This window comes from Mucilaginibacter sp. UYCu711, assembly GCF_050433825.1.
Taxonomy (GTDB): Bacteria; Bacteroidota; Bacteroidia; order Sphingobacteriales; family Sphingobacteriaceae; genus Mucilaginibacter.
Window position 1 is genome coordinate 46,754 of the sequence record NZ_JBNPWM010000005.1, and the last position, 18,947, is coordinate 65,700.

At 44.3% G+C, this 18,947-nt stretch carries 18 protein-coding genes and 1 tRNA gene; 9 read left to right on the forward strand and 10 right to left on the reverse strand.

What is annotated here, in order from left to right:
• Positions 1-47 precede the first annotated feature (47 nt).
• Positions 48-2,009 (reverse strand): glycoside hydrolase family 97 protein, encoded by a 1,962-nt coding sequence (locus ABIB50_RS11795; protein ID WP_429379925.1) that lies wholly within the window; start codon positions 2,007-2,009, stop codon positions 48-50.
• 173 nt (positions 2,010-2,182) lie between these two features.
• The gene (locus ABIB50_RS11800; RefSeq protein ID WP_429379926.1) at positions 2,183-3,853 is read right to left on the reverse strand and encodes a hypothetical protein; all 1,671 of its coding nucleotides are present in this window, start codon (positions 3,851-3,853) and stop codon (positions 2,183-2,185) included.
• A 215-nt stretch (positions 3,854-4,068) separates the two neighbouring features.
• Here ABIB50_RS11800 and ABIB50_RS11805 point away from each other — a divergent pair, with 215 nt between their 5' ends.
• Both ABIB50_RS11805 and xylA read left to right on the forward strand, forming a co-directional pair.
• The gene (locus ABIB50_RS11805; RefSeq protein WP_429379927.1) at positions 4,069-5,547 is read left to right on the forward strand and encodes a xylulokinase; all 1,479 of its coding nucleotides are present in this window, start codon (positions 4,069-4,071) and stop codon (positions 5,545-5,547) included.
• Positions 5,548-5,627: 80 nt separating this feature from the next.
• Positions 5,628-6,956, forward strand: coding sequence for a xylose isomerase (gene xylA / locus ABIB50_RS11810; protein ID WP_429379928.1), 1,329 nt, complete (start codon positions 5,628-5,630; stop codon positions 6,954-6,956).
• A 67-nt stretch (positions 6,957-7,023) separates the two neighbouring features.
• On the opposite strand, the gene ABIB50_RS11815 is transcribed toward xylA, so the two are convergent.
• Positions 7,024-7,656 carry a tetratricopeptide repeat protein gene (locus tag ABIB50_RS11815; RefSeq protein ID WP_429379929.1) on the reverse strand — a complete coding sequence of 211 codons (633 nt, stop codon included), beginning with the start codon at positions 7,654-7,656 and terminating at the stop codon, positions 7,024-7,026.
• Between the two features lie 145 nt (positions 7,657-7,801).
• Positions 7,802-9,457 (reverse strand): sulfatase family protein, encoded by a 1,656-nt coding sequence (locus tag ABIB50_RS11820; protein WP_429379930.1) that lies wholly within the window; start codon positions 9,455-9,457, stop codon positions 7,802-7,804.
• Positions 9,458-9,516: 59 nt separating this feature from the next.
• Here ABIB50_RS11820 and ABIB50_RS11825 point away from each other — a divergent pair, with 59 nt between their 5' ends.
• Both ABIB50_RS11825 and ABIB50_RS11830 read left to right on the forward strand, forming a co-directional pair.
• Positions 9,517-10,956, forward strand: coding sequence for a phytoene desaturase family protein (locus ABIB50_RS11825; RefSeq protein WP_429379931.1), 1,440 nt, complete (start codon positions 9,517-9,519; stop codon positions 10,954-10,956).
• Positions 10,957-10,997: 41 nt separating this feature from the next.
• Complete coding sequence (locus ABIB50_RS11830; protein WP_429379932.1) at positions 10,998-11,243, forward strand: hypothetical protein; 246 nt, start codon at positions 10,998-11,000, stop codon at positions 11,241-11,243.
• Between the two features lie 28 nt (positions 11,244-11,271).
• On the opposite strand, the gene ABIB50_RS11835 is transcribed toward ABIB50_RS11830, so the two are convergent.
• Positions 11,272-11,451, reverse strand: coding sequence for a hypothetical protein (locus tag ABIB50_RS11835; RefSeq protein WP_429379933.1), 180 nt, complete (start codon positions 11,449-11,451; stop codon positions 11,272-11,274).
• 54 nt (positions 11,452-11,505) lie between these two features.
• Between ABIB50_RS11835 and ABIB50_RS11840 the strand changes: the two genes are divergently transcribed.
• Positions 11,506-12,447, forward strand: a complete 942-nt coding sequence (locus tag ABIB50_RS11840) for a hypothetical protein (protein ID WP_429379934.1) — start codon at positions 11,506-11,508, stop codon at positions 12,445-12,447.
• A 41-nt stretch (positions 12,448-12,488) separates the two neighbouring features.
• On the opposite strand, the gene ABIB50_RS11845 is transcribed toward ABIB50_RS11840, so the two are convergent.
• On the reverse strand, positions 12,489-13,790 hold the full coding sequence (locus ABIB50_RS11845; RefSeq protein WP_429379935.1) for a sugar MFS transporter: 1,302 nt from the start codon (positions 13,788-13,790) through the stop codon (positions 12,489-12,491).
• Positions 13,791-13,954: 164 nt separating this feature from the next.
• On the opposite strand from ABIB50_RS11845, the gene ABIB50_RS11850 reads away from it, so the two are divergent.
• Positions 13,955-14,179: a hypothetical protein gene (locus tag ABIB50_RS11850; RefSeq protein ID WP_429379936.1), complete on the forward strand. Its 225-nt coding sequence runs from the start codon at positions 13,955-13,957 to the stop codon at positions 14,177-14,179.
• A gap of 72 nt (positions 14,180-14,251) precedes the next feature.
• On the opposite strand, the gene ABIB50_RS11855 is transcribed toward ABIB50_RS11850, so the two are convergent.
• The 3 genes from ABIB50_RS11855 to ABIB50_RS11865 all read right to left on the reverse strand — a co-directional run bounded on the left by ABIB50_RS11855 (position 14,252) and on the right by ABIB50_RS11865 (position 15,064).
• Entirely contained in the window at positions 14,252-14,704 is a 453-nt protein-coding gene (locus ABIB50_RS11855) for a cold-shock protein (protein WP_429379937.1), read from the reverse strand.
• Between the two features lie 2 nt (positions 14,705-14,706).
• Positions 14,707-14,898: a cold-shock protein gene (locus ABIB50_RS11860; protein ID WP_429379938.1), complete on the reverse strand. Its 192-nt coding sequence runs from the start codon at positions 14,896-14,898 to the stop codon at positions 14,707-14,709.
• Between the two features lie 92 nt (positions 14,899-14,990).
• Positions 14,991-15,064, reverse strand: a tRNA-Arg gene (locus ABIB50_RS11865).
• A 220-nt stretch (positions 15,065-15,284) separates the two neighbouring features.
• On the opposite strand from ABIB50_RS11865, the gene ABIB50_RS11870 reads away from it, so the two are divergent.
• Positions 15,285-16,145 (forward strand): BadF/BadG/BcrA/BcrD ATPase family protein, encoded by an 861-nt coding sequence (locus ABIB50_RS11870; protein ID WP_429379939.1) that lies wholly within the window; start codon positions 15,285-15,287, stop codon positions 16,143-16,145.
• A 149-nt stretch (positions 16,146-16,294) separates the two neighbouring features.
• Here ABIB50_RS11870 and ABIB50_RS11875 read toward each other — a convergent pair whose 3' ends face one another.
• Entirely contained in the window at positions 16,295-16,984 is a 690-nt protein-coding gene (locus ABIB50_RS11875; protein ID WP_429379940.1) for an NUDIX hydrolase, read from the reverse strand.
• Between the two features lie 128 nt (positions 16,985-17,112).
• Here ABIB50_RS11875 and pfkA point away from each other — a divergent pair, with 128 nt between their 5' ends.
• Positions 17,113-18,099, forward strand: coding sequence for a 6-phosphofructokinase (pfkA, locus tag ABIB50_RS11880; protein WP_429379941.1), 987 nt, complete (start codon positions 17,113-17,115; stop codon positions 18,097-18,099).
• A complete protein-coding gene (locus tag ABIB50_RS11885; RefSeq protein WP_429379942.1) occupies positions 18,099-18,947 on the forward strand; it encodes a hypothetical protein in 849 nt (282 codons plus the stop codon). Before pfkA ends, ABIB50_RS11885 begins: the two co-directional genes overlap by 1 nt.

An 18,947-nucleotide genomic window follows, 5' to 3' on the forward strand; every position in this document is an offset into this window, starting at 1 on the left:
CCTCCGGATAATTCCGGAGGCTTTAAATATTAAAAACGAAATCGTCTCTATTTCAACTCGGCTGCAAAGCCACCGTTACGTACCATGGTGATGGTCATTTTATCGCCTGCGGTTACCTGTTTGGTTTTGCGGCGATAATCCATTGCCTGGCGGCCGGCGTTTATACCATCCTCAAAATAAGTCATGGTATAGGTTTTGCCTTTCTCTAAAAAGTCGAAGTTTAATTCAACATCGCGTGTTTTTTCTTTACCGTTGGTTATACCGCCAATAAACCATTTATCCGCTTTGCGCTTAGCAACAACGGCTATCTGCCCGGCATCAGCAACCAATGCTTTGGTTTCGTCCCAGGTAGTAGGTACGCTGGTGATAAACTGGGTGCAATCAGGGTTGCGGTAATATAGGGTAGGGTTGTCGCAAAGCATGGATACGCCGCTTTCAAACACAACATACATGGCCAGCTGGTTAACACGGGTACCAATGGCAGCCGCGTTAGGGCGTGCTGCGCGATAAGCCTCGGGCTGCATGTTGATCATAGCGCCGGGCGTAAAGTCCATCGGGCCAACCGCGTTACGCATAAACGGCAGGTAAGTACTGTTATCAGGCGAGCAGCCGCCCATTTGCTCTAAACCACGCACACCTTCGTACGATACCAGGTTAGGATACTTATACTCTAAACCTGATGGTTTAAACGCGCCATGGAAATCTACAAAAACCTCGTTTTTGGCTGCCTCTTTAACCACATCCTCATAGTATTTAACCATCCATTGGTCGCTGCGGTCCATAAAGTCAATTTTAACCCCTTTAATGCCCCACTCGTGGAAGGTTTTAAACAGGCCCATATTGTTATGTACAGTTAACCAGGTTAACCATAAAATGATGCTCACATTTTTTTCTTTACCATAACGGATCAGCTCCTTAACATCAACCTTAGGGTTTGGCGTGTAGGGATCAGTAGTGCTTTTTGCCCAACCTTCGTCCATCACAATATATTTAACCCCATATTTTGAAGCGAAATCTATATAATATTTATAGGTATCCAGGTTATAACCAGCTACAAAGTTTACATCCGGACCGTAAGGCGCGGCATCGTTCCACCACTCCCAGCTTGCTTGTCCCGGTTTAACCCAGGTAGGGTCGCCAATAACGCTTTTTGCCGCCAGTTTAAGGGTCATTGTGTTTTCTAAGATCTGCTTATCGTTGCTGGTTATGACAAAATAACGCCACGGGAAATTACGCGTGCCTGTAGTTTTAGCAATGTAATCGGCCTCCTTTAAAATGCGCTGACTACGGTCGCCCTGCGGGCCAAACTCTAATGGGGCTTTAGCAAAAGTACCGGTAGCGCCATTAGCGCCGTTGCCTTTCAGGAACATGCCGGGATAATCAGACAGGTCGCTCTCGCTGATCAGGATCTTATATTGTTTTTTAGTGTCGATCAAAACCGGCAGGGTCGACATCTTATCTTCAGCTTTCCAACCAGCTGATGAAATGTGGGTGTATAACTCTTCGTACGAAGTTTTAAACCCATTAGCTTGCTGTAAGTTCAAGGTATAATCCTCAGGGAAGTTAATAGCGAAGTCCTCATTCAAAACCTCTATATCTCCTTTTTTGGTGGTGATAAAACGGTAAGCAACCCCATCATCAAAAGCACGGAACTCGACAGCATAATCGCCTTTAAAGGTTAGCAACAAATCGTTATACGTACTTCTAACAGTCGAAAATTTGATGGGGATATAAGGTTTGATAGTTTCGTCGCCTTTAGTTTTTTTTGTGCCGGTTAACTTTGGATTTTCGCCCAATTTGCCGGTGCGCAGGTTAAGCGCCAGGTAGTTGCGGGTTAGCAGGTCGGTGTTATTGTCTGATACGGTATAGTATATTTTATCGCCAAGGGTTATTGCAACTTTTATCTGCCCGTTGGGCGATGCAAGGTCGATAGTTTTTTGTGCGCGTACCTGCACAGCCACACCCGAACATAGCAAGGCACAGCAAATAAATTTGTTAATAAGCTTCATGGTTAAATTGGTTGGTTTATTATAGCGGCCTAAAAGTAGGATTTTTTATTATTCAGGCGGAATGTTTTTGTGGAAACGTTTGCGGTGTAGCCCCTCTAAATCTCCCCCGGTAGGGGAGATTTTTAAATTGCTTTTATAAAGCCCTCCCTTCCGGGGAGGGTTGGGAGGGGCTTTTACCTCCAATCATAATTCACCACCTTACCATTCAACTTCCATTTCTTCGGCGTCAAAGTTTCCATCCAATCCAGCGGCTCACCTAATGGCTGTACTTTGGCAGCTTGTGCAAATGCAGTTTTAATAGCAGCTTTTTGCGCTTCGCCCATGGCTTCGGGTTGTGCCGAGATAAACAGTGGCGCGCCGCTTTGTGCCAGCAGGTCCATCCATTGTTTGTTGCGGCTCCACTCTATTTTGGTGGTTAGGCCCACACAATCGCCATCAACCGCGTAAAATTTATTATGCTGCGGCAGGCGGAAAGCCATCGTATTTACCCCCATGCGTGGTGTGCGTTCCCATTCGTTGCCGCTGGTATCATCGCCTATACGGTTCAGTTCAAAGATCCCCGCGCTTAAATGGCTCATGGTATTACAGCCGATAATATAAATGCCATCGCCCGCCGCTTCCCTTATGGCGCGGTACAGGTCAAGCATTATCTCGGCATTGGTGCGGCTGCGGTCATTGAAGTTCCAGCCGGGTACGGTAAGCTCATTCTTCATATCAAAGCCCCAGCGGCCAAAAATATCATAGGTGCTAAAATCGTGCTTCACCAGTTCAAATCCCCATTCTTTATAAAAATCAAAATTGCGTTTAACCCGGGCAATGTTTTCGGGGATAGTAGGGTCAAGCACCGGTCGTTTTGCGCCGCCGCGGCCCTTGATGGTTGGCGCCAGCAAACTGGCTTTTTCGTCATGCCGTGCACATAAAGGGCGCATCCATAAGCCGGGGCGCATATTACTTCTCTTGATTTCTTCGGCCATGGAGTGCATGTCTTTAAACTTATCGTTCGGTTTTGAGAAATCGTCGTTCCAGCCGCCATCACCGGGTAGCAGAGGCGAGTAGGTGGCCCAACCCGCGTCTATCACCGAGAATGGTTTGTTATGCGTATCGGTAACCAGCTCGCTCATCATGGCGGTGGTTTTCTTGATCAGGTCGAAATTGTTATTGCCGTAAGCGAAGTACCAATCGTTAATGCCATAAACAGGTTGTTTGGGCAGGCGCGGTTTCCCGCACATCATGCCGCAAAAACGATGGTCAGTTTGGAAGGCAGATTCGCCGGGTTTGCTTTGCATGGTAATAATATCAGCGCCATGCAGGGTACGGTTACCCAGCATCACCCCGTTACCACCCGAGTGGGTATCTAAAGTCAGCTCCAATGCACCGGCACTTACACCCCACCAGCAAATGCTATTGGTACCGGTTTTCACGCCAAAGCAGGCGGTATGTTTGGCATCATGTATCAATACATACCACGGGTTTTTAACATTGGCAGGATCTTTTTTCCATTGCAGATCGCCGTACGAGCGTTCCCAATGATCGCCCAGGAACATAGCGCCTGCAGGCATTTTATGTTTCCACGATAGGCGTACAGCGTTTAACTGCTGCGTGGGCGATGTGATATAAACCCCTTTAGCATTGCCGTGGGTTTTAATCACTACCTCAATATCCTTATAACTAAACTTGGTGCCATTGCTACCAGTTAGCTTGAACCATTCCTCGCCGCTTTGCGCCCAAACTTCGTTAGGTAAAGCCATGGCTGTTGTTTGTGCCGATGTTGCATAAGTTAGCCTGCCTGCCAGTAAAGCTACAGCCGTAGTTGAAGATAATTGAAGGAAATGACGTCTTTGCATGGTTATGAGGGAGTAATTAGTGGGCTAAACTTACAAGAAATTAGCTTTTTATTAAACAATATTGGCATATTTCTGCATTTCTAAGTTCGGAAATCCGCATAGCGAAAATAATACCGCCAACAGGTGGATTTTAACCTTTAAAAAAATTAATTTGCGTCTGCAATCATTAACCAATTGTAAAAGGTACACTTTAGTACAAATAGCTTATAAATAGCATGTTATTATTAGGAATTGATATAGGTACCTCATCTGTAAAAGTATCGGTAGTTGATGCTGCTACGCAAAAAGCTGTAGCAACGGCGCAGTACCCCGATGAGGAATCGCCGATAACTGCCCTGCACCCAGGTTGGGCCGAGCAATCGCCGGATATGTGGTGGCAGCAGGCGCAGCAGGCAATCAGTAAATGCAATACTTCGGGTAAGTATAATCCGCAGGATATAGCAGCTATAGGCATTGCCTACCAGATGCATGGTTTGGTATTGGTTGATAAAGATCAAAAATTGTTGCGCGACAGCATTATATGGTGCGATAGCCGCGCGGTTGAAATTGGCCAACAGGCTTTTGATGCCATCGGGCATGAGGAATGTTTGTCGCATCTGCTTAATTCGCCGGGCAACTTTACCGCCAGCAAACTGGCTTGGGTTAAACAAAACGAACCAGGCATTTACGACCGTATTGACAAGATCATGCTGCCCGGCGATTATATCGCCATGAAGCTAAGCGGTGAGATCACCACCTCGATATCTGCTTTATCAGAAGGCGTTTTCTTTGATTTTATAAATAACAGCTTATCAAAAGATATCATTAACCACTATGGCTTTAGCGAGAGCTTATTCCCGAGGGTGCAGGATGTGTTTTCAACCCATGGTGGCGTACTGCCTTCAATCGCGCAGCAATTAGGTTTAAAAGCGGGTATCCCTATAGCTTATAAAGCCGGCGATCAGCCCAACAATGCCTTATCATTAAATGTATTGAACCCCGGCGAGGTGGCTGCTACGGCAGGCACATCGGGCGTGATATATGGCGTGAGCGATCAATTGACTTACGATCCGCAATCGCGCGTTAACACCTTTGCACACGTTAATTACACCCAACAGCAAAAAAGTTTAGGGGTGCTGTTATGCATCAATGGTACCGGCAGTTTATACCGCTGGACGAAGAACCTTTTCGGTTCATCAGTTAGTTATACCCAGATGAACGAGCAAGCGAGCAAAGCACCTTTAGGCAGCGACGGCCTGCGGATCCTGCCTTTCGGCAACGGTGCCGAGCGGATGCTGAACAACGAGCTGGTTGGCGTGCATTTCCATAACATCGACCTTAACCTGCATACCCCGGCGCATATTTCCAGGGCGGTGCAGGAGGGGATAGCCTGCGCGTTCCGCTACGGTGTGGATATTATGCGCGAGAACGGCATGAGCCCCAAAATCATCCGTGCAGGCAAGGCCAACTTATTTTTAAGCGACCTGTTCGCCCAAACATTTGTAAATGCTACGGGAATCCCGGTTGAACTTTATAATAATGATGGCAGCGTAGGCGCTGCATTGGGCGCGGGTATTGGCGCGGGGATCTTTTCATCGCCAGCCGAAGCATTTAACAAAATGGAACGCATACAGGTAATTGAGCCAACATCAGCAAACTTCCATCCCGTTTACCAGGAATGGAAAGCGCTGCTACAAAAACAACTAAAAAACTAATCAGTGAAATCACCAAAAATCGGTGAAATCAAAATAATAAAATCAATAATTCAAAAAATCATTAATTCAATAATTGTAAGATGAGTATAGTAACAGGCGATACAGAGTTTTTTAAAGGCATAGGCCAGATAAAGTATGAGGGCTTAGGTTCTGATAACCCGCTGGCTTTTCGCTGGTATGATGCAGATAAAGTTGTGGCCGGCAAAACCATGAAAGAACACCTGCGTTTCGCGGGGGCTTATTGGCACTCGTTTGTAGGTAATGGTGCCGATCCGTTTGGCGAGCCTACCCATGTTTTTGAGTGGAACAAAAAGAGCGACCCGGTTGAGCGCGCCAAAGATAAAATGGATGCCGCGTTTGAGTTTCTGACCAAAATGAACCTGCCTTACTACTGCTTCCATGATGTTGATGTGGTTGACTATGGTAACGATATAAATGAAAACGACCGCCGCCTGCAGGCACTGGTTGATTATGCCAAACAAAAACAAGCCGAAAGCGGGGTAAAACTGCTTTGGGGTACAGCCAATATGTTCTCAAACCGCAGGTATATGAACGGCGCGGCTACCAACCCCGATTTTCATGTGTTAACGCATGGCGCGGCACAGGTTAAAGCTGCTTTGGATGCTACCATCGCTTTAGGCGGTGAGAATTACGTTTTCTGGGGTGGACGCGAAGGCTACATGAGCTTGCTAAACACCAACATGAAACGCGAGCAGGAGCACCTGGCTAAGTTCTTACATACTGCTAAAGATTACGCCCGCAAGCAAGGCTTTAAAGGTACGTTCTTTATCGAGCCAAAACCTTGTGAGCCGACCAAGCACCAGTACGATTATGACTCGGCAACCGTATTTGGTTTCTTGCAGAAATATGGTTTGCTTGATGATTTTAAACTGAACATCGAGGTAAACCACGCGACATTAGCCGGCCATACCTTCCAGCACGAGCTGCAGGTTGCTGCGGATTGTGGGTTATTAGGATCGATAGATGCCAACCGTGGCGATAACCAAAACGGCTGGGATACCGACCAGTTCCCGAATGATATTAATGAGATAACCGAGTCTATGCTGATCATCCTGGAAGCGGGTGGTTTACAGGGCGGCGGTATTAACTTCGATGCTAAGATCCGCCGTAACTCAACCGACCAGGCCGATTTGTTCTACTCGCACGTTGGTGGTATGGATATCTTTGCGCGTGCATTGATAACAGCCGACAATATCCTGCAAAAATCAGAATACAAAAAACTGCGCACCGACCGTTACGCCTCATTTGATAGCGGTAAAGGCAAGGAGTTTGAAGAGGGCAAATTAAGCCTTGAGGACTTGCGCGCTTACGCCATACAAAATGGCGAGCCAAAAGTTGCCAGCGGAAGGCAAGAGTATATCGAGAATTTGATCAATCGTTATATCTAACCCTTCGAGGGCCTCAGGGTGACATTGTTTTTAATGTAAAAGTCCCGGCCGCTATGGTTGGGACTTTTTATTGTTGCGGTATCCCGTCTATTGTTGCAAGACGATGTACAAAAGCGTATCTATTAAAATTTTTATAAAACTCGTGTAGATAAGATAATCTTGGCGAAAGTTCGGGATGCACGTTCAGTTGCTTGTCCAACTCTTTTATCGCTTCATCTGTTCCAATAGTGATAGCTTTCAAATCCACCAAAATACCAATAAGATTGCCGTCTGCCGGATTTTGAACCAATCGTTCTTTGCACTCAGAAAACGCCAGACTATAAATTTTATTTGCTGAAACGGAGTCGTTCATGCGCTCAAATAACATTCCTTTTTGCTCCAGCATTCCTGGATCGTTTTTAGTCATCTTTAATATTTTATTATAAAAAATAATTTCCTCTTTAAATAAATGTTTGTCGTCTAAAGCGGTAGTCAAATTTATATAGGGTGTGATATTTGTTGAATCGCAAACAATTGACTGCTTGAAAAAGTCAACAGCCTTGTCCAAATCTCTTTTTCCATCAGTCGAACTTGTTAGAATGTCAGATCCTTTATTGTTTAGCTCGATACATTCTTTTGGATGTGTTCCCTGTCCATTAGAGCAAGAATTAATTGCTGTTAATAATATAATTATTGAAGCTGATTTAAAGATGTATCGCATTGTCTTATTGACGTTTTATATGCTAAAGCTAAATATAATATATATCATTTCTACCAACCGGTGAAATCTGTACATTCACTGAGAGTCGCAACAGAATATAGATTTCTCGCTATCGCTCGAAATGACAGGATGGTAGAATGGATCTTTACAGCTTCAAATTCTTCTGCAAATTTTTAGCAGGTTCATCCTTATACGGAGTCCAGTAATTAAACGGATCTTTTTTGTAACCGTATTGGCGCTTGCCTTGTTTATGCGGCATGGGTAGCGGATCCTGCGTGCGCAGGTCCCAGGTCATTAAGTCTCGCAATAGTTCGTCCTGTTTCTTTAAGTATTTTTCGTTGCCAAATAGGTTGACTAACTCCTGGGGGTCAGTAGCCAGGTTATAAAGCTGGCCCGCGCCCTGCATATCGTAGGTAAGTTTCCAACCGTCTTTGCGCAGCATCCGCATGGTCCCGCTTTGGCTCCAGGTATTTAGCTCATCTGCTTCCTGCCGGCCTTTGGTGACTGTGCCGTCCTGCGTATATGGGTCGTATTCTTCAAAATTAACATAGTTTAACCCGCCAAAACCCTGTTGCACCATCATGCTGTTAAATTCTTCTTTAGGGTATGGCTTTCCGGTTAGCAGCGGCCATAAGCTGCGGCCCTGCACCCCATCGGGGATGGGCGCGCCTATCATGGTACAGATTGTCGGCATAATATCCACGTTGCTTACATGGGCGCTATGCGGCAGTTTGTTTTTCACAATGCCCGGGCCATGCCATATCATTGGGATACGGGTAAGGCACTCGGGTACTTCAACGCCTTTTTTTATCAGGCCGTACTGCCCGGTAAAGTCGCCGTGGTCGGCCACAAAAATTACTACGGTGTTATCGTAAAGGTCGTTTTGTTTAAGGTAGTTCATCAGGCCGCGCATCTGGTCGTCTATCAGGCGCATCATGCCATAATAATTACTGCGGATGCGCGGAATCTGCTTCTCATAATCGCCATAACCCATATGAAACAAGCCACGTTGCAAAGCCCACTTATTACCTTTGGTTGCCAATGAGGCCGCGCCAGCTTTAAACTGTGGCAGATCCTTGGCCGGGAACATGGAATAATAAGGCTCTGATACCTGGTAAGGGTTATGCGGCTCGGGGATTGACAGGTACAAAAAGAAGGGTTTAGTGCTGCCAGCCGTTTTCTGGCTGGTCAACCATTCCTCGCCGGTTTTAATAATGCGCGATGGTTGCTGCATGCTGGCCGGGAAAGGCGCAGGCTTTTCGCTCATATAAAAATTGGTGCTGCCCAAAAACTTGTTCATGGCCAGCTTCTGCGGATCTGTTACCTTCGGTTCGCCAAGGTGGTCGTAGTTATGCCAGTAATCAAACATTTGTGGAGTAAGGTAGGTGTGGTTCTTACCTACAAAACCGGTGGCATAATCTTTTGATTTTAAAACGCTCACCAGGTCGGTTTGGTAACTGGCATCTGTGATGTTGAAATTAGAACGGGTATGCGTGGCACTTGGGAACCTTCCGGTAAACATAGATATACGGCTTGGCGCACAGATAGGGGCGGCACAATAGGCTTTGTTAAACCAGGTGCCGGTTTCGGCAAGGCTGTCTAAAAACGGCGTGGTATTTAACTTAAAACCTTCGCGTTTGGTTGCATCGGCGCGCCATTGGTCTACTATCACCAAAATAATATTGGGCGGTTTATTTGCCTGGGATTTTGGTTTTGGCAATGCCCCTTTTATAAAGCCTAACAAGGATACGGTAAGTAAACCCAGTACCGACAATACAGCGATGTGTCTTGTTTTGAACATAATACGTTTATAGGTGGTTTAAAACTACTATAAATTTTCGATACCTTATATTTGCCACAATGACTTTACAGAAAAGCGATTACGATGCTATTGTAGTAGGCTCGGGCCCTAACGGATTAGCCGCGGCTATATTAATGCAGCAGCAGGGATTAAACGTTTTGATAATTGAGGGTAAGGATGAGATAGGCGGCGGCTTGCGCTCGGCCGGGTTAACCTTACCGGGGTTTACGCATGATGTTTGTTCGGCTATCCATCCACTGGCCTTAGCCTCGCCATTTTTTAAGACTTTACCGTTGGCGGATTTTGGGCTGGAATATATCCAGCCCACTTTAAACGCTGCGCATCCGTTTGATAATGGTACCGCCGCTATATTAGACAGGTCCATCAAAAACACAGCCGACTGTTTAGGTGCGGATGCCCAAACGTATACGGCATTAATGCGCGAGTTAACCGGCGCCTGGCCATTAATTGACCAGGACGCGTTAGGGCCACTTCGTTTCCCGAGGCACCCATTTGTAATGGCGCAATTTGGCCTTAAAGCTTTGCAAAGCGCCGAAACATTTGTAAAACGTTTTAAGACTACTGAAGCGCGGGGATTATTTGGCGGCATGGCGGCACATGCCATACAACCTTTAAGCAATTTAAGTACAGCGGCAATAGGCTTAGTGCTATTGGCCACGGGGCATTTAAAAGGCTGGCCCATTCCAAAGGGGGGATCAGCAGCTATAGCAAACGCTTTGGCTGGCTGTTTTAAGTCGATAGGAGGCACAATTGAAACCCGGACATATATCAAGTCGTTAGATCAATTACCATCGACACAGGCTGTTTTATTTGATGTTACGCCAAAGCAATTATTGCAGATAGCAGGACATAAATTCTCATCGATATACAAGTGGCAATTGGAGCGTTACCGGTATGGCATGGGCGTATTTAAAATTGATTGGGCGATGGATGGCCCCATACCTTTTACCGCGCCGGAATGCCGCCAGGCCGGTACCATACACTTAGGCAACACTTTTGAAGAAATTGCAGCAGGCGAACTGCAAACCAGCCAGGGCCGCCAGGCTGAAAAGCCATTTGTTTTGTTAGCTCAGCAAAGCTTGTTTGACAGCAGCCGCGCGCCTGAAGGGAAACACACCGCGTGGGCCTATTGCCATGTGCCTAACGGCTCGACACAGGATATGACCGCCGCTATTGAAGCGCAGGTTGAACGTTTTGCCCCCGGTTTTAAGGACCTGATCGTAGCCAAAAGCACCATGAACACCGCGCAGGTTGAAGCCTATAACCCCAACTACATTGGCGGTGATATTAACGGGGGGATATTGGACATAGGCCAGCTGTTTACCCGCCCTGCATTGCGGTGGTCGCCTTATAAAACATCGGCAAGGGGCTTGTACATCTGTTCATCGTCAACACCGCCGGGTGGGGGCGTGCATGGAATGTGCGGGTATAACGCGGCTAAAAAAGCGTTATCAGACGTTTTTGGGATAACTGTTTAATACTTTTCAAAACATTTTAACCCCCAACAAGTTAATGTGTTATGTCATCGAAACCCTTTGCTACCGAATTCCAAAAGGAAAATTTTAAAACTACGTTTGAAGCTATTGTTCAAAAAAATAGTAACCTGCATAATCAATTTAAGATACAGTTTTTTGATACTACCAGAACCAACTATGTAATTAACGGGTTAAATGGTAAATCTATCAACGTTATCGCATCAATGTCAGACGAAGAATTAGAGCTTTACCGGGCTTTAAAAAGTAACTGGCAAAAATTAAAATTATAAGATACACCGATACCAGTTTTTCGCCTTTTTAAATAACCTTTGGCTCGGCGGGCTCTACGGTTGGCGGCGGCAGTTCCTGCGGTACGTCGGGTATTTCGCGTTGCGGCGTTTCGGCAGGCCTTGGGTCAGATGGTTGTTGTATCTCCGGGCGATCAGGTGTTACCGGCATTTCTTTGGGTTCGTTTGGCATGGTGGTGTGGTTTTTCATAAGGTTAAAACACGTGGAAGTTGATTTTGATTTAAATAATACTACCTTAACTAAATGCAAATCAAATATCTCTGTTTCATACCCTTTATCATCATAACAACGAGTTTTAAACCGTTGGGCATTACGCCTGTTGCCCTGGCCGATAAATATCTAAACGATGTTGGCATAGCGCAGGATCCTGACGTGCTTTATACAGAAAGTTTTAATGATGGTATAACCAATATTCATGGCCGGTATAATGATGTTAAAAACCCGGAGGGGATGATGGTGGATATAAAAGACAAACCCGAAGGTAGCACAACACCCGCCTTAACCATAACAGGTAAAGGCGCGGTTAATGATGGCGGGCATTTATACAAAGTATTTAAAACAGGGTTTGATGGTACTGTTTACCTGCGTTATTATGTAAAATACCCGCTGTCATCAAAAGGATATATTCATCATGAATCTGTTTGGTTTGGGGGATATAACCCGCCAACTACTTACGCCAACCCCCGTGCCGGGATTTGCGGATTGGGCGATAAAAGAATTTCTATAGCTTACGAACCGGTTAATGCACCGAATATGGATACCTATTTGTATTGGGGCGATATGAAAAGCAGCGCGCAGGGCAAGTGTTGGGGTAATGACATGGTAAACCACAGCCCGGCTGCACAGGAATTGAAATGGGATAAATGGATGTGTGTGGAACTGATGATAAAACTAAACAACCCGATAACCGCTAACAACGGCGAACTTAAAGTTTGGCAGGACGGCAAGGAAGTAGGGCACTGGGGTCCGGGGTTCCCTAACGGTCACTGGGATGCAGATTCATGGATAAATAATCCAAACGAAGCGGCTTTTGCAGGATTTAAATGGCGCACCGATGCCAACTTAAAGATCAATTATATCTGGATTGAGTTTTATGACGATAAAAGCCCGGCCGGGCAATCGCATTATATTAAGTATGCCAATCTGGTAATGGCCAGGAAATATATCGGGCCGATAAAAAAATAGAATATCCCCGCCCCAGATCGGACAACGACCAGGAAGACGGATTAGCTGACCCTGGCTTTTATTTTATGGCCCGATATTGCATAATAAGCAATCAAAACGTAACAAGGCACCATTATCCAATAACCATGTGTGGCTGCTGTTGCTTTCAGCTGGCCGCCGGTAACCAGTTGGTCTACTATGAAACCGTAAAGGAGCGGCAACAATGCGCCACCGGCAATCCCCATAATTAAAAACGACGAACCAATCTGGGTGAATTTGCCTAACCCTTTTATTGCCAGTGGCCATAAAGCCGGCCACATCAGCGCATTTGCCAGGCCTAACAATGAGATGCTTAGAACCGATATATAACCGGTAGTAAATATCGCTGTTAACGAAAAGAAGATCCCCAAAAAAGCCGAGATCTTTAACGCGCTTTCCTGTGTGAAATATTTGGGGATGCCTATAATACCTACAATGTAGCCCAGCGTCATACAAACCAACGTACAGGTAGTAAAAAATTTTGCGGTAGATAGCGGGATGCCCTGGCTTGCGCCATAGCTGATCACCGAGTCGCCTGCCATAACTTCTACGCCCACGTACAAAAACAAGGTAAACGCCCCCAGCAACAAGTGCGGAAACTGGAAGATACTGGTTTGCGGCATCGTGATGGTTTCGGTACCCGTATCATCTTTAGCGGTATCAATTTCGGGCAGGGTTGAAAAATAGATCAGCACGGCCAGTATCAGCAGTACAATCAGTATAATAATGTATGGTATTATAACCCGGTGTGCCAGTTGGTTAAGTTGTTCCGCTTTATCGGCGGCATTCAGCGTGATTAATTTTTTTTGCAGGGCGTCGGCATCACTTAGGGTGACGGCACCTAAAATAATTGGGGCCAATGATCCGGCTACTTTATTGAAGATCCCCATAATGCTGATGCGTTTTGCGGCGCTCTCAATAGGGCCCAATATGGTAATATAAGGGTTTGATGCCGTTTGCAATATGGCCAGGCCGGTGCCCTGTACAAACAAACCTGTTAAGAATAAACTATAAGTACGTGTTAAAGCAGCCGGGATAAAGATCAATGCGCCTACGCCAATAATGCTGAGCCCTATTGACATGCCTTTTTTAAAACCGGTAACTTTTAATACCCAGGCCGATGGGATAGCCATCACCAGATAAGCAATATAAAAAGCAAACGCTACCAGGTACGACTCAAGCGTGTTCAGTTCGCAGGCGATTTTTAAATACGGTATTAATACGGAGTTGAGCCAGGTTACAAACCCAAAAACAAAAAATAAAGCGCCGATAATGTAAATAGGGCTTATACCGCCGGTTGAAGTTTTAGTAGTTGCTGTGCCCATATTCAATCAGTTAAGTAGCTAATTTAAAATGTAACCTTCTGTGATGGAAATATAGGAAATTTATTTTATCCATCCACCTGGCTTAGTGTATATTTTACAATAAGTTTATTGGCGACAGCGCTGTCTTAAACGAAACCATCCTTGTATATGATTGTTGTTCTGTTATGAGTTCAGCATTTATAAGAGAGAGTGATTACCAGCCTTTAAGCGAAGTGACTCCAAATTTAAGCTCGTTATTATTATACCTGCGCCGTGAGAACGGTGGTGAAACAGTGCGCCAAATGAAAAGTTATTATAGCGAAAAACATGGCCGCGAAGTAAATGAAATGAGCGACGGGCTAACCTATGCTATCAATGATGAAGGCAAATGGGTTGTGATCCTTGATTAATATAATTAATGTCGCAAGCGCGACAGGCATTTAAACAAACAAAGCCGGATAATTATCCGGCTTTGTTTGTTTTTATTTAGAAATTTTGACTTTTACCGCAGTTGGTCCTTTGGCGCCTGGCTCTATCTCGAAGGTAACTTTGTTTCCTTCTTTAATAGGCTCTGTTAATGCATTTACATGCACAAATATGCTTTCCTGCGTTTGCAGGTCCTTGATAAAACCGTAGCCTTTTGCGTCATTAAAGAAACCGACAATGCCATTACGCACTATTTCCTGTACGATGTCTTCCTGTTTAGGGACAGCGATCTGGATGTCTTCGGAATTGATCTTTAATTTACGCGACGGGTCTGGTGGGGTAGAAGTGATGTTGCCATGTTCATCAATATAGGCCATCATATCTTCCAGGGTTTTGCCTTTTACGAAGTTAGACTTGCGTTCTTCGGCTTTTTCCCTTTTATCCTGCGATTTTTTTAGTCGCTTTTTTTCTTTTTCCTTTTTACTAAATGTTGCTGTAGATTTTGCCAAACTTACGCGATTTTAACGTTAACGGCACTTGGGCCTTTTTTACCATCTTCTACTTCGTATGTAACTGCGTCACCTTCGCGGATCTCGTCAATTAAACCTGTTACGTGTGCAAACACTTCTTTGCCACCAGCATCTGGTGTAATAAAGCCGAAGCCTTTTGATTCATTAAAAAATTTTACTGTTCCTGTTGCCATGATTATTTTATATAAGTTGGCAAGGTACGATAATTAATGGGTATTTCGCTATTATATTAAAAAAAGCCCGGCTAATTTAGCCAGGCTTCCGGTGATCCCATCAGGATTCGAACCTGAGACCTACAGATTAGAAATCTGTTGCTCTATCCAGCTGAGCTATAGGACCATCTTCCCGAGATGCCCCGGGAAAGCGCAAAGATGCAAATTTCTGCGTAAAAATAAATTAGAATTTTTACTTTTTATTATTGCGCCTGCTATAAATATGATTGAAACCTTAACGTAATATTAATATAAACTATAGGGTTAGTCATATTTTTTTTATTACAAATATTTTTATTACAAGAAGAAGTTATACATTTAGCGACTATTTTATAAATTTTAAAATTATGATCATAATTGCTGACGGCGGCTCAACTAAAACTAACTGGTGTTTACTTAACGATGAAGGTGTGAAGGTTTACTTCAACACAGAGGGGTATAATCCATATTTTTCAAGTATCGCATATATCGTCAACTCGTTAAATGAAAGTTTACCTACCGATCTTGAAAAAGATAAAATAACAGAAGTTAACTATTACGGTGCGGGGTGCTCTACCGAAGAAAAACGTAAGCAGGTTGAAGACGCCATGAGCGCCGTTTTTACACATGCTAAGATAAATATAGGCCATGACCTGCTTGCCGCTGCACGTGCGCTGTTAGGCAGAAATGCCGGCTTTGCCGCAATTTTAGGCACAGGCACCAATACTTGTATTTATGATGGAAAAGACATCGTAAATAACATCGACTCGGGCGCTTATATATTGGGCGATGAAGGTAGCGGTTGCTATATTGGTAAAAAGCTATTAACCGATTATATAAGGGGATATATGCCGGAAGCGGTACGTACACTTTTCTGGGAAACCTTCCAGTTAACACCTGATGATGTTAATGAGCAGGTATATACCAAACCTTTGGCAAACCGTTTTTGCGCCAGCTTTAGCAAGTTTGTGTATGACAATAATGTAAATATTCAATATTCGCGCAACCTGGTTAAAACATCTTTCGAAGATTTCTTTAAAAACCTGGTAACGCATTATCCTGATTATCAAAAATATACCTTTAACTGTATCGGCTCGGTTGGCTATAACTTCCGTAATGTGTTGGAAGAGGTTTGTACAGAAAACGGAATGCAGGTAGGTAACATTATCCGCTCACCAATAGATAGCCTTGTTAAATTCCACCAGGAGTTAGCTGCTGAAGCACAGTAAGGAGTTTTGAGTGGTGAGTTCTGAGTGTTGAGTCGACACCGAGAAGAATATTATACATATAAAACTAAAAATGCAGACCCATCGGATCTGCATTTTTTGTTAGTAGTTTTTATTTTTACTCAACACTCATAACTCAACACTCAGAATTACTAAGCCGTCAACTCATTCTGAAAGATCTTGGCATACTTGCGCCTGTCAAACTTATATAGTTTAGCTGCGCGATAGGAAACTCCTTTTTGCTTTTCAACCAGTTCCTTCAAAAAGCCGTAGCTCAGCATTTTTTTGCGGAAGTTGCGTTTATCCAGTTTTTTGTTCAGGATAGCCTCGTATAATCCTTGTAACTGGGTAAGGGTAAATTTTTCGGGCAGCAAATCAAATGCCAACGGCTGGTGGTTTAACCTCCTGCGGATCTTGCTGAAGCCGTTATTAAATATCTCAGTATGGTCAAAGGCCAGTTTCGGTAAATTATTAACCGAGTGCCATATGGCTTTGCGGGCGTATTGGTTAATCGGCCTTAATTCTTTTTGACCGATAATGCGGATCAATGCATAGTAGCCTACGGTTATTACACGGCCCTGCGGATGGCGGTTAACTTCGCCAAATGTATGAAACTGTTTCATTTGCAAGTCGCGCAGGCCGGTAAGCTCATAAAGTATCCGGTCGGCGGCGTCATCAAGGCTTTCGTCTTGCTTAACAATATAACCGGGTAAGGCGTACCAATCCTTAAAAGGCTCATCATTACGTTCAATTAAAAGTATTTTCAGTTCCCCTGCTTCAAACCCAAAAATTAAACAGTCAATAGAGAATACTGACTCGAACGCGGGTAATTTATCTTCCAAAGTGGCGTTGTAATTAAGTTAATAATTTATTAAGATATTTGCTTATTGGTTTCAAAAATAAATAAAAATAAATTTAACGGTGTAATTTTCACACCTTATATTCGTGCAAAATTTTTTTAGTATAAAAGATGCGTAAAATTTCAAAAATCGGGGTACTTACATCAGGCGGCGACGCACCGGGAATGAACCCGTGCATTAGGGCTGTTGTACGTACAGCGATATTTAATGGCTTACATGTTGTTGGTATAAAGCAGGGGTATAAGGGGATGATCGAGAACGATATGTACGACATGGGGACCCGCTCTGTTAGTAACATATTAAATTTAGGTGGTACCATATTAAAAACAGCACGTTGCCTGCCTTTTCGTACAGATGAAGGGATGGAAACTGCGTATCAAAACATAAAGGCACACGGTATTGAGGGCCTGGTGGTAATTGGCGGCGATGGCACCTTTACCGGCGCGTTGCGTTTTTCGCAAAAATATCCTGATGTTGCCGTAATAGGTATCCCGGGGACTATTGATAATGACCTTTACGGTTCAACCTATACTTTAGGTTTTGATACCGCTACCAATACCGTTATTGAAGCTATTGACAAAATACGTGATACTGCCGATTCGCACGATCGTTTGTTTTTTGTTGAGGTAATGGGGCGCGACTCGGGCGCTATTGCTTTACGTGCGGGTATATCATGCGGTGCAGAGGCTATTTTGTTGCCTGAAAAATCAACCGCTATTGATGACCTGATCAAACAATTAAAAAGCGGCGAATCCAACAAGAAATCATCCAGCATAGTTATAGTTGCCGAAGGCGATAAAACCGGCGGGATCTATGACCTGGCCAAGGCCGTTCAAAAAGAAATTACCAATTACGATATAAAGGTTACCGTATTGGGCCACCTGCAAAGGGGGGGTGCACCAAGCAGTTTTGACCGGGTATTGGGTAGCCGTTTAGGCTTTGCCGCGGTTAACGCGCTTATTGCCGGCCAAAGCCAAAAAATGGTTGGGCTTGAGGCTAATCATATTAAACTAACCCCGCTTGATGAGGCTTTAAGTCATCATGATTTTAAGCTGGAATCAGACCTGTTACAAATGGTGGAGGTACTTTCCATATAATGATCGCGGTTGTATATAGCGGATCAAACCATGCAGACTGGCGCTTGTCAGACAAAGGAAGAACAATTGCGTCTTTTAAAACAAATGGCATCAATCCCTATTTCATCGATGAGAAACACATCATCCAGATCCTGAATAAAAACATCAACCTGATACATCATGCCGAAGAAATAAAGCGAATTTATTTTTTTGGTGCCGGGTCTTCGTCAAAAGAGTTGCAGGCTATTGTACAAAATGCTTTCTCCGTGTTTTTTAAGTTTGCTAAAGTAACCGTATCGCATGATATTGAGGGTGCTGCAATTGCCTGTTACCGTAACACGCCGGGTATAATTGGTATCTGCGGCAGCGGATCAAACGCCGCCTGGTATGATGGCCGCAAGGTTAAGCCAAACAACTATGGTTTAGGATATATACTGGCCGACGAGGGGTCGGGTAATTGGTTGGGCAGGCAGCTCATCAAAAGTTTCATGAACGAAACACTGCCAGAAAACCTCCGGAAAAAGTTTGTTCATAAATATGAAGCCGACCGGAAAACACTGTTAGAGAAAGTTTATCGCCAAAAACAAACCGCGTTATATTTAAGTTCGTTCAGCGAGTTTTTTATTGAGAACGATGGCGACGAATATCTGAAAAGCGTCATAAAAGACGGATTTAATAGACTAATAGCCACATACTTGTTACCTTTACATAAGCAATACCCGCAAGCGGCATTACATTTTGAAGGCTCGGTAGCTTTTGCGTTCCAGGATTATCTGCGTGAGACCTGTGCCGAAGCAGGACTTGAAATTGCGGGCATAATAAAAGAACCTATAAACAATCTATTAACGTATTATTCAAATAAAAATTAA

Coding starts and splice junctions, on each gene's coding strand:
- ABIB50_RS11870 (WP_429379939.1), top strand. CDS start 15,285: ATGATCATAATTGCTGACGGCGGCTCAACTAAAACTAACTGGTGTTTA.
- ABIB50_RS11835 (WP_429379933.1), bottom strand. CDS start 11,451: ATGAAAAACCACACCACCATGCCAAACGAACCCAAAGAAATGCCGGTA.
- ABIB50_RS11805 (WP_429379927.1), top strand. CDS start 4,069: ATGTTATTATTAGGAATTGATATAGGTACCTCATCTGTAAAAGTATCG.
- xylA (WP_429379928.1), top strand. CDS start 5,628: ATGAGTATAGTAACAGGCGATACAGAGTTTTTTAAAGGCATAGGCCAG.
- ABIB50_RS11845 (WP_429379935.1), bottom strand. CDS start 13,790: ATGGGCACAGCAACTACTAAAACTTCAACCGGCGGTATAAGCCCTATT.
- ABIB50_RS11800 (WP_429379926.1), bottom strand. CDS start 3,853: ATGCAAAGACGTCATTTCCTTCAATTATCTTCAACTACGGCTGTAGCT.
- ABIB50_RS11850 (WP_429379936.1), top strand. CDS start 13,955: ATGAGTTCAGCATTTATAAGAGAGAGTGATTACCAGCCTTTAAGCGAA.
- ABIB50_RS11815 (WP_429379929.1), bottom strand. CDS start 7,656: ATGCGATACATCTTTAAATCAGCTTCAATAATTATATTATTAACAGCA.
- ABIB50_RS11820 (WP_429379930.1), bottom strand. CDS start 9,457: ATGTTCAAAACAAGACACATCGCTGTATTGTCGGTACTGGGTTTACTT.
- ABIB50_RS11885 (WP_429379942.1), top strand. CDS start 18,099: ATGATCGCGGTTGTATATAGCGGATCAAACCATGCAGACTGGCGCTTG.
- ABIB50_RS11795 (WP_429379925.1), bottom strand. CDS start 2,009: ATGAAGCTTATTAACAAATTTATTTGCTGTGCCTTGCTATGTTCGGGT.
- ABIB50_RS11840 (WP_429379934.1), top strand. CDS start 11,506: ATGCAAATCAAATATCTCTGTTTCATACCCTTTATCATCATAACAACG.
- ABIB50_RS11825 (WP_429379931.1), top strand. CDS start 9,517: ATGACTTTACAGAAAAGCGATTACGATGCTATTGTAGTAGGCTCGGGC.
- pfkA (WP_429379941.1), top strand. CDS start 17,113: ATGCGTAAAATTTCAAAAATCGGGGTACTTACATCAGGCGGCGACGCA.
- ABIB50_RS11860 (WP_429379938.1), bottom strand. CDS start 14,898: ATGGCAACAGGAACAGTAAAATTTTTTAATGAATCAAAAGGCTTCGGC.
- ABIB50_RS11830 (WP_429379932.1), top strand. CDS start 10,998: ATGTCATCGAAACCCTTTGCTACCGAATTCCAAAAGGAAAATTTTAAA.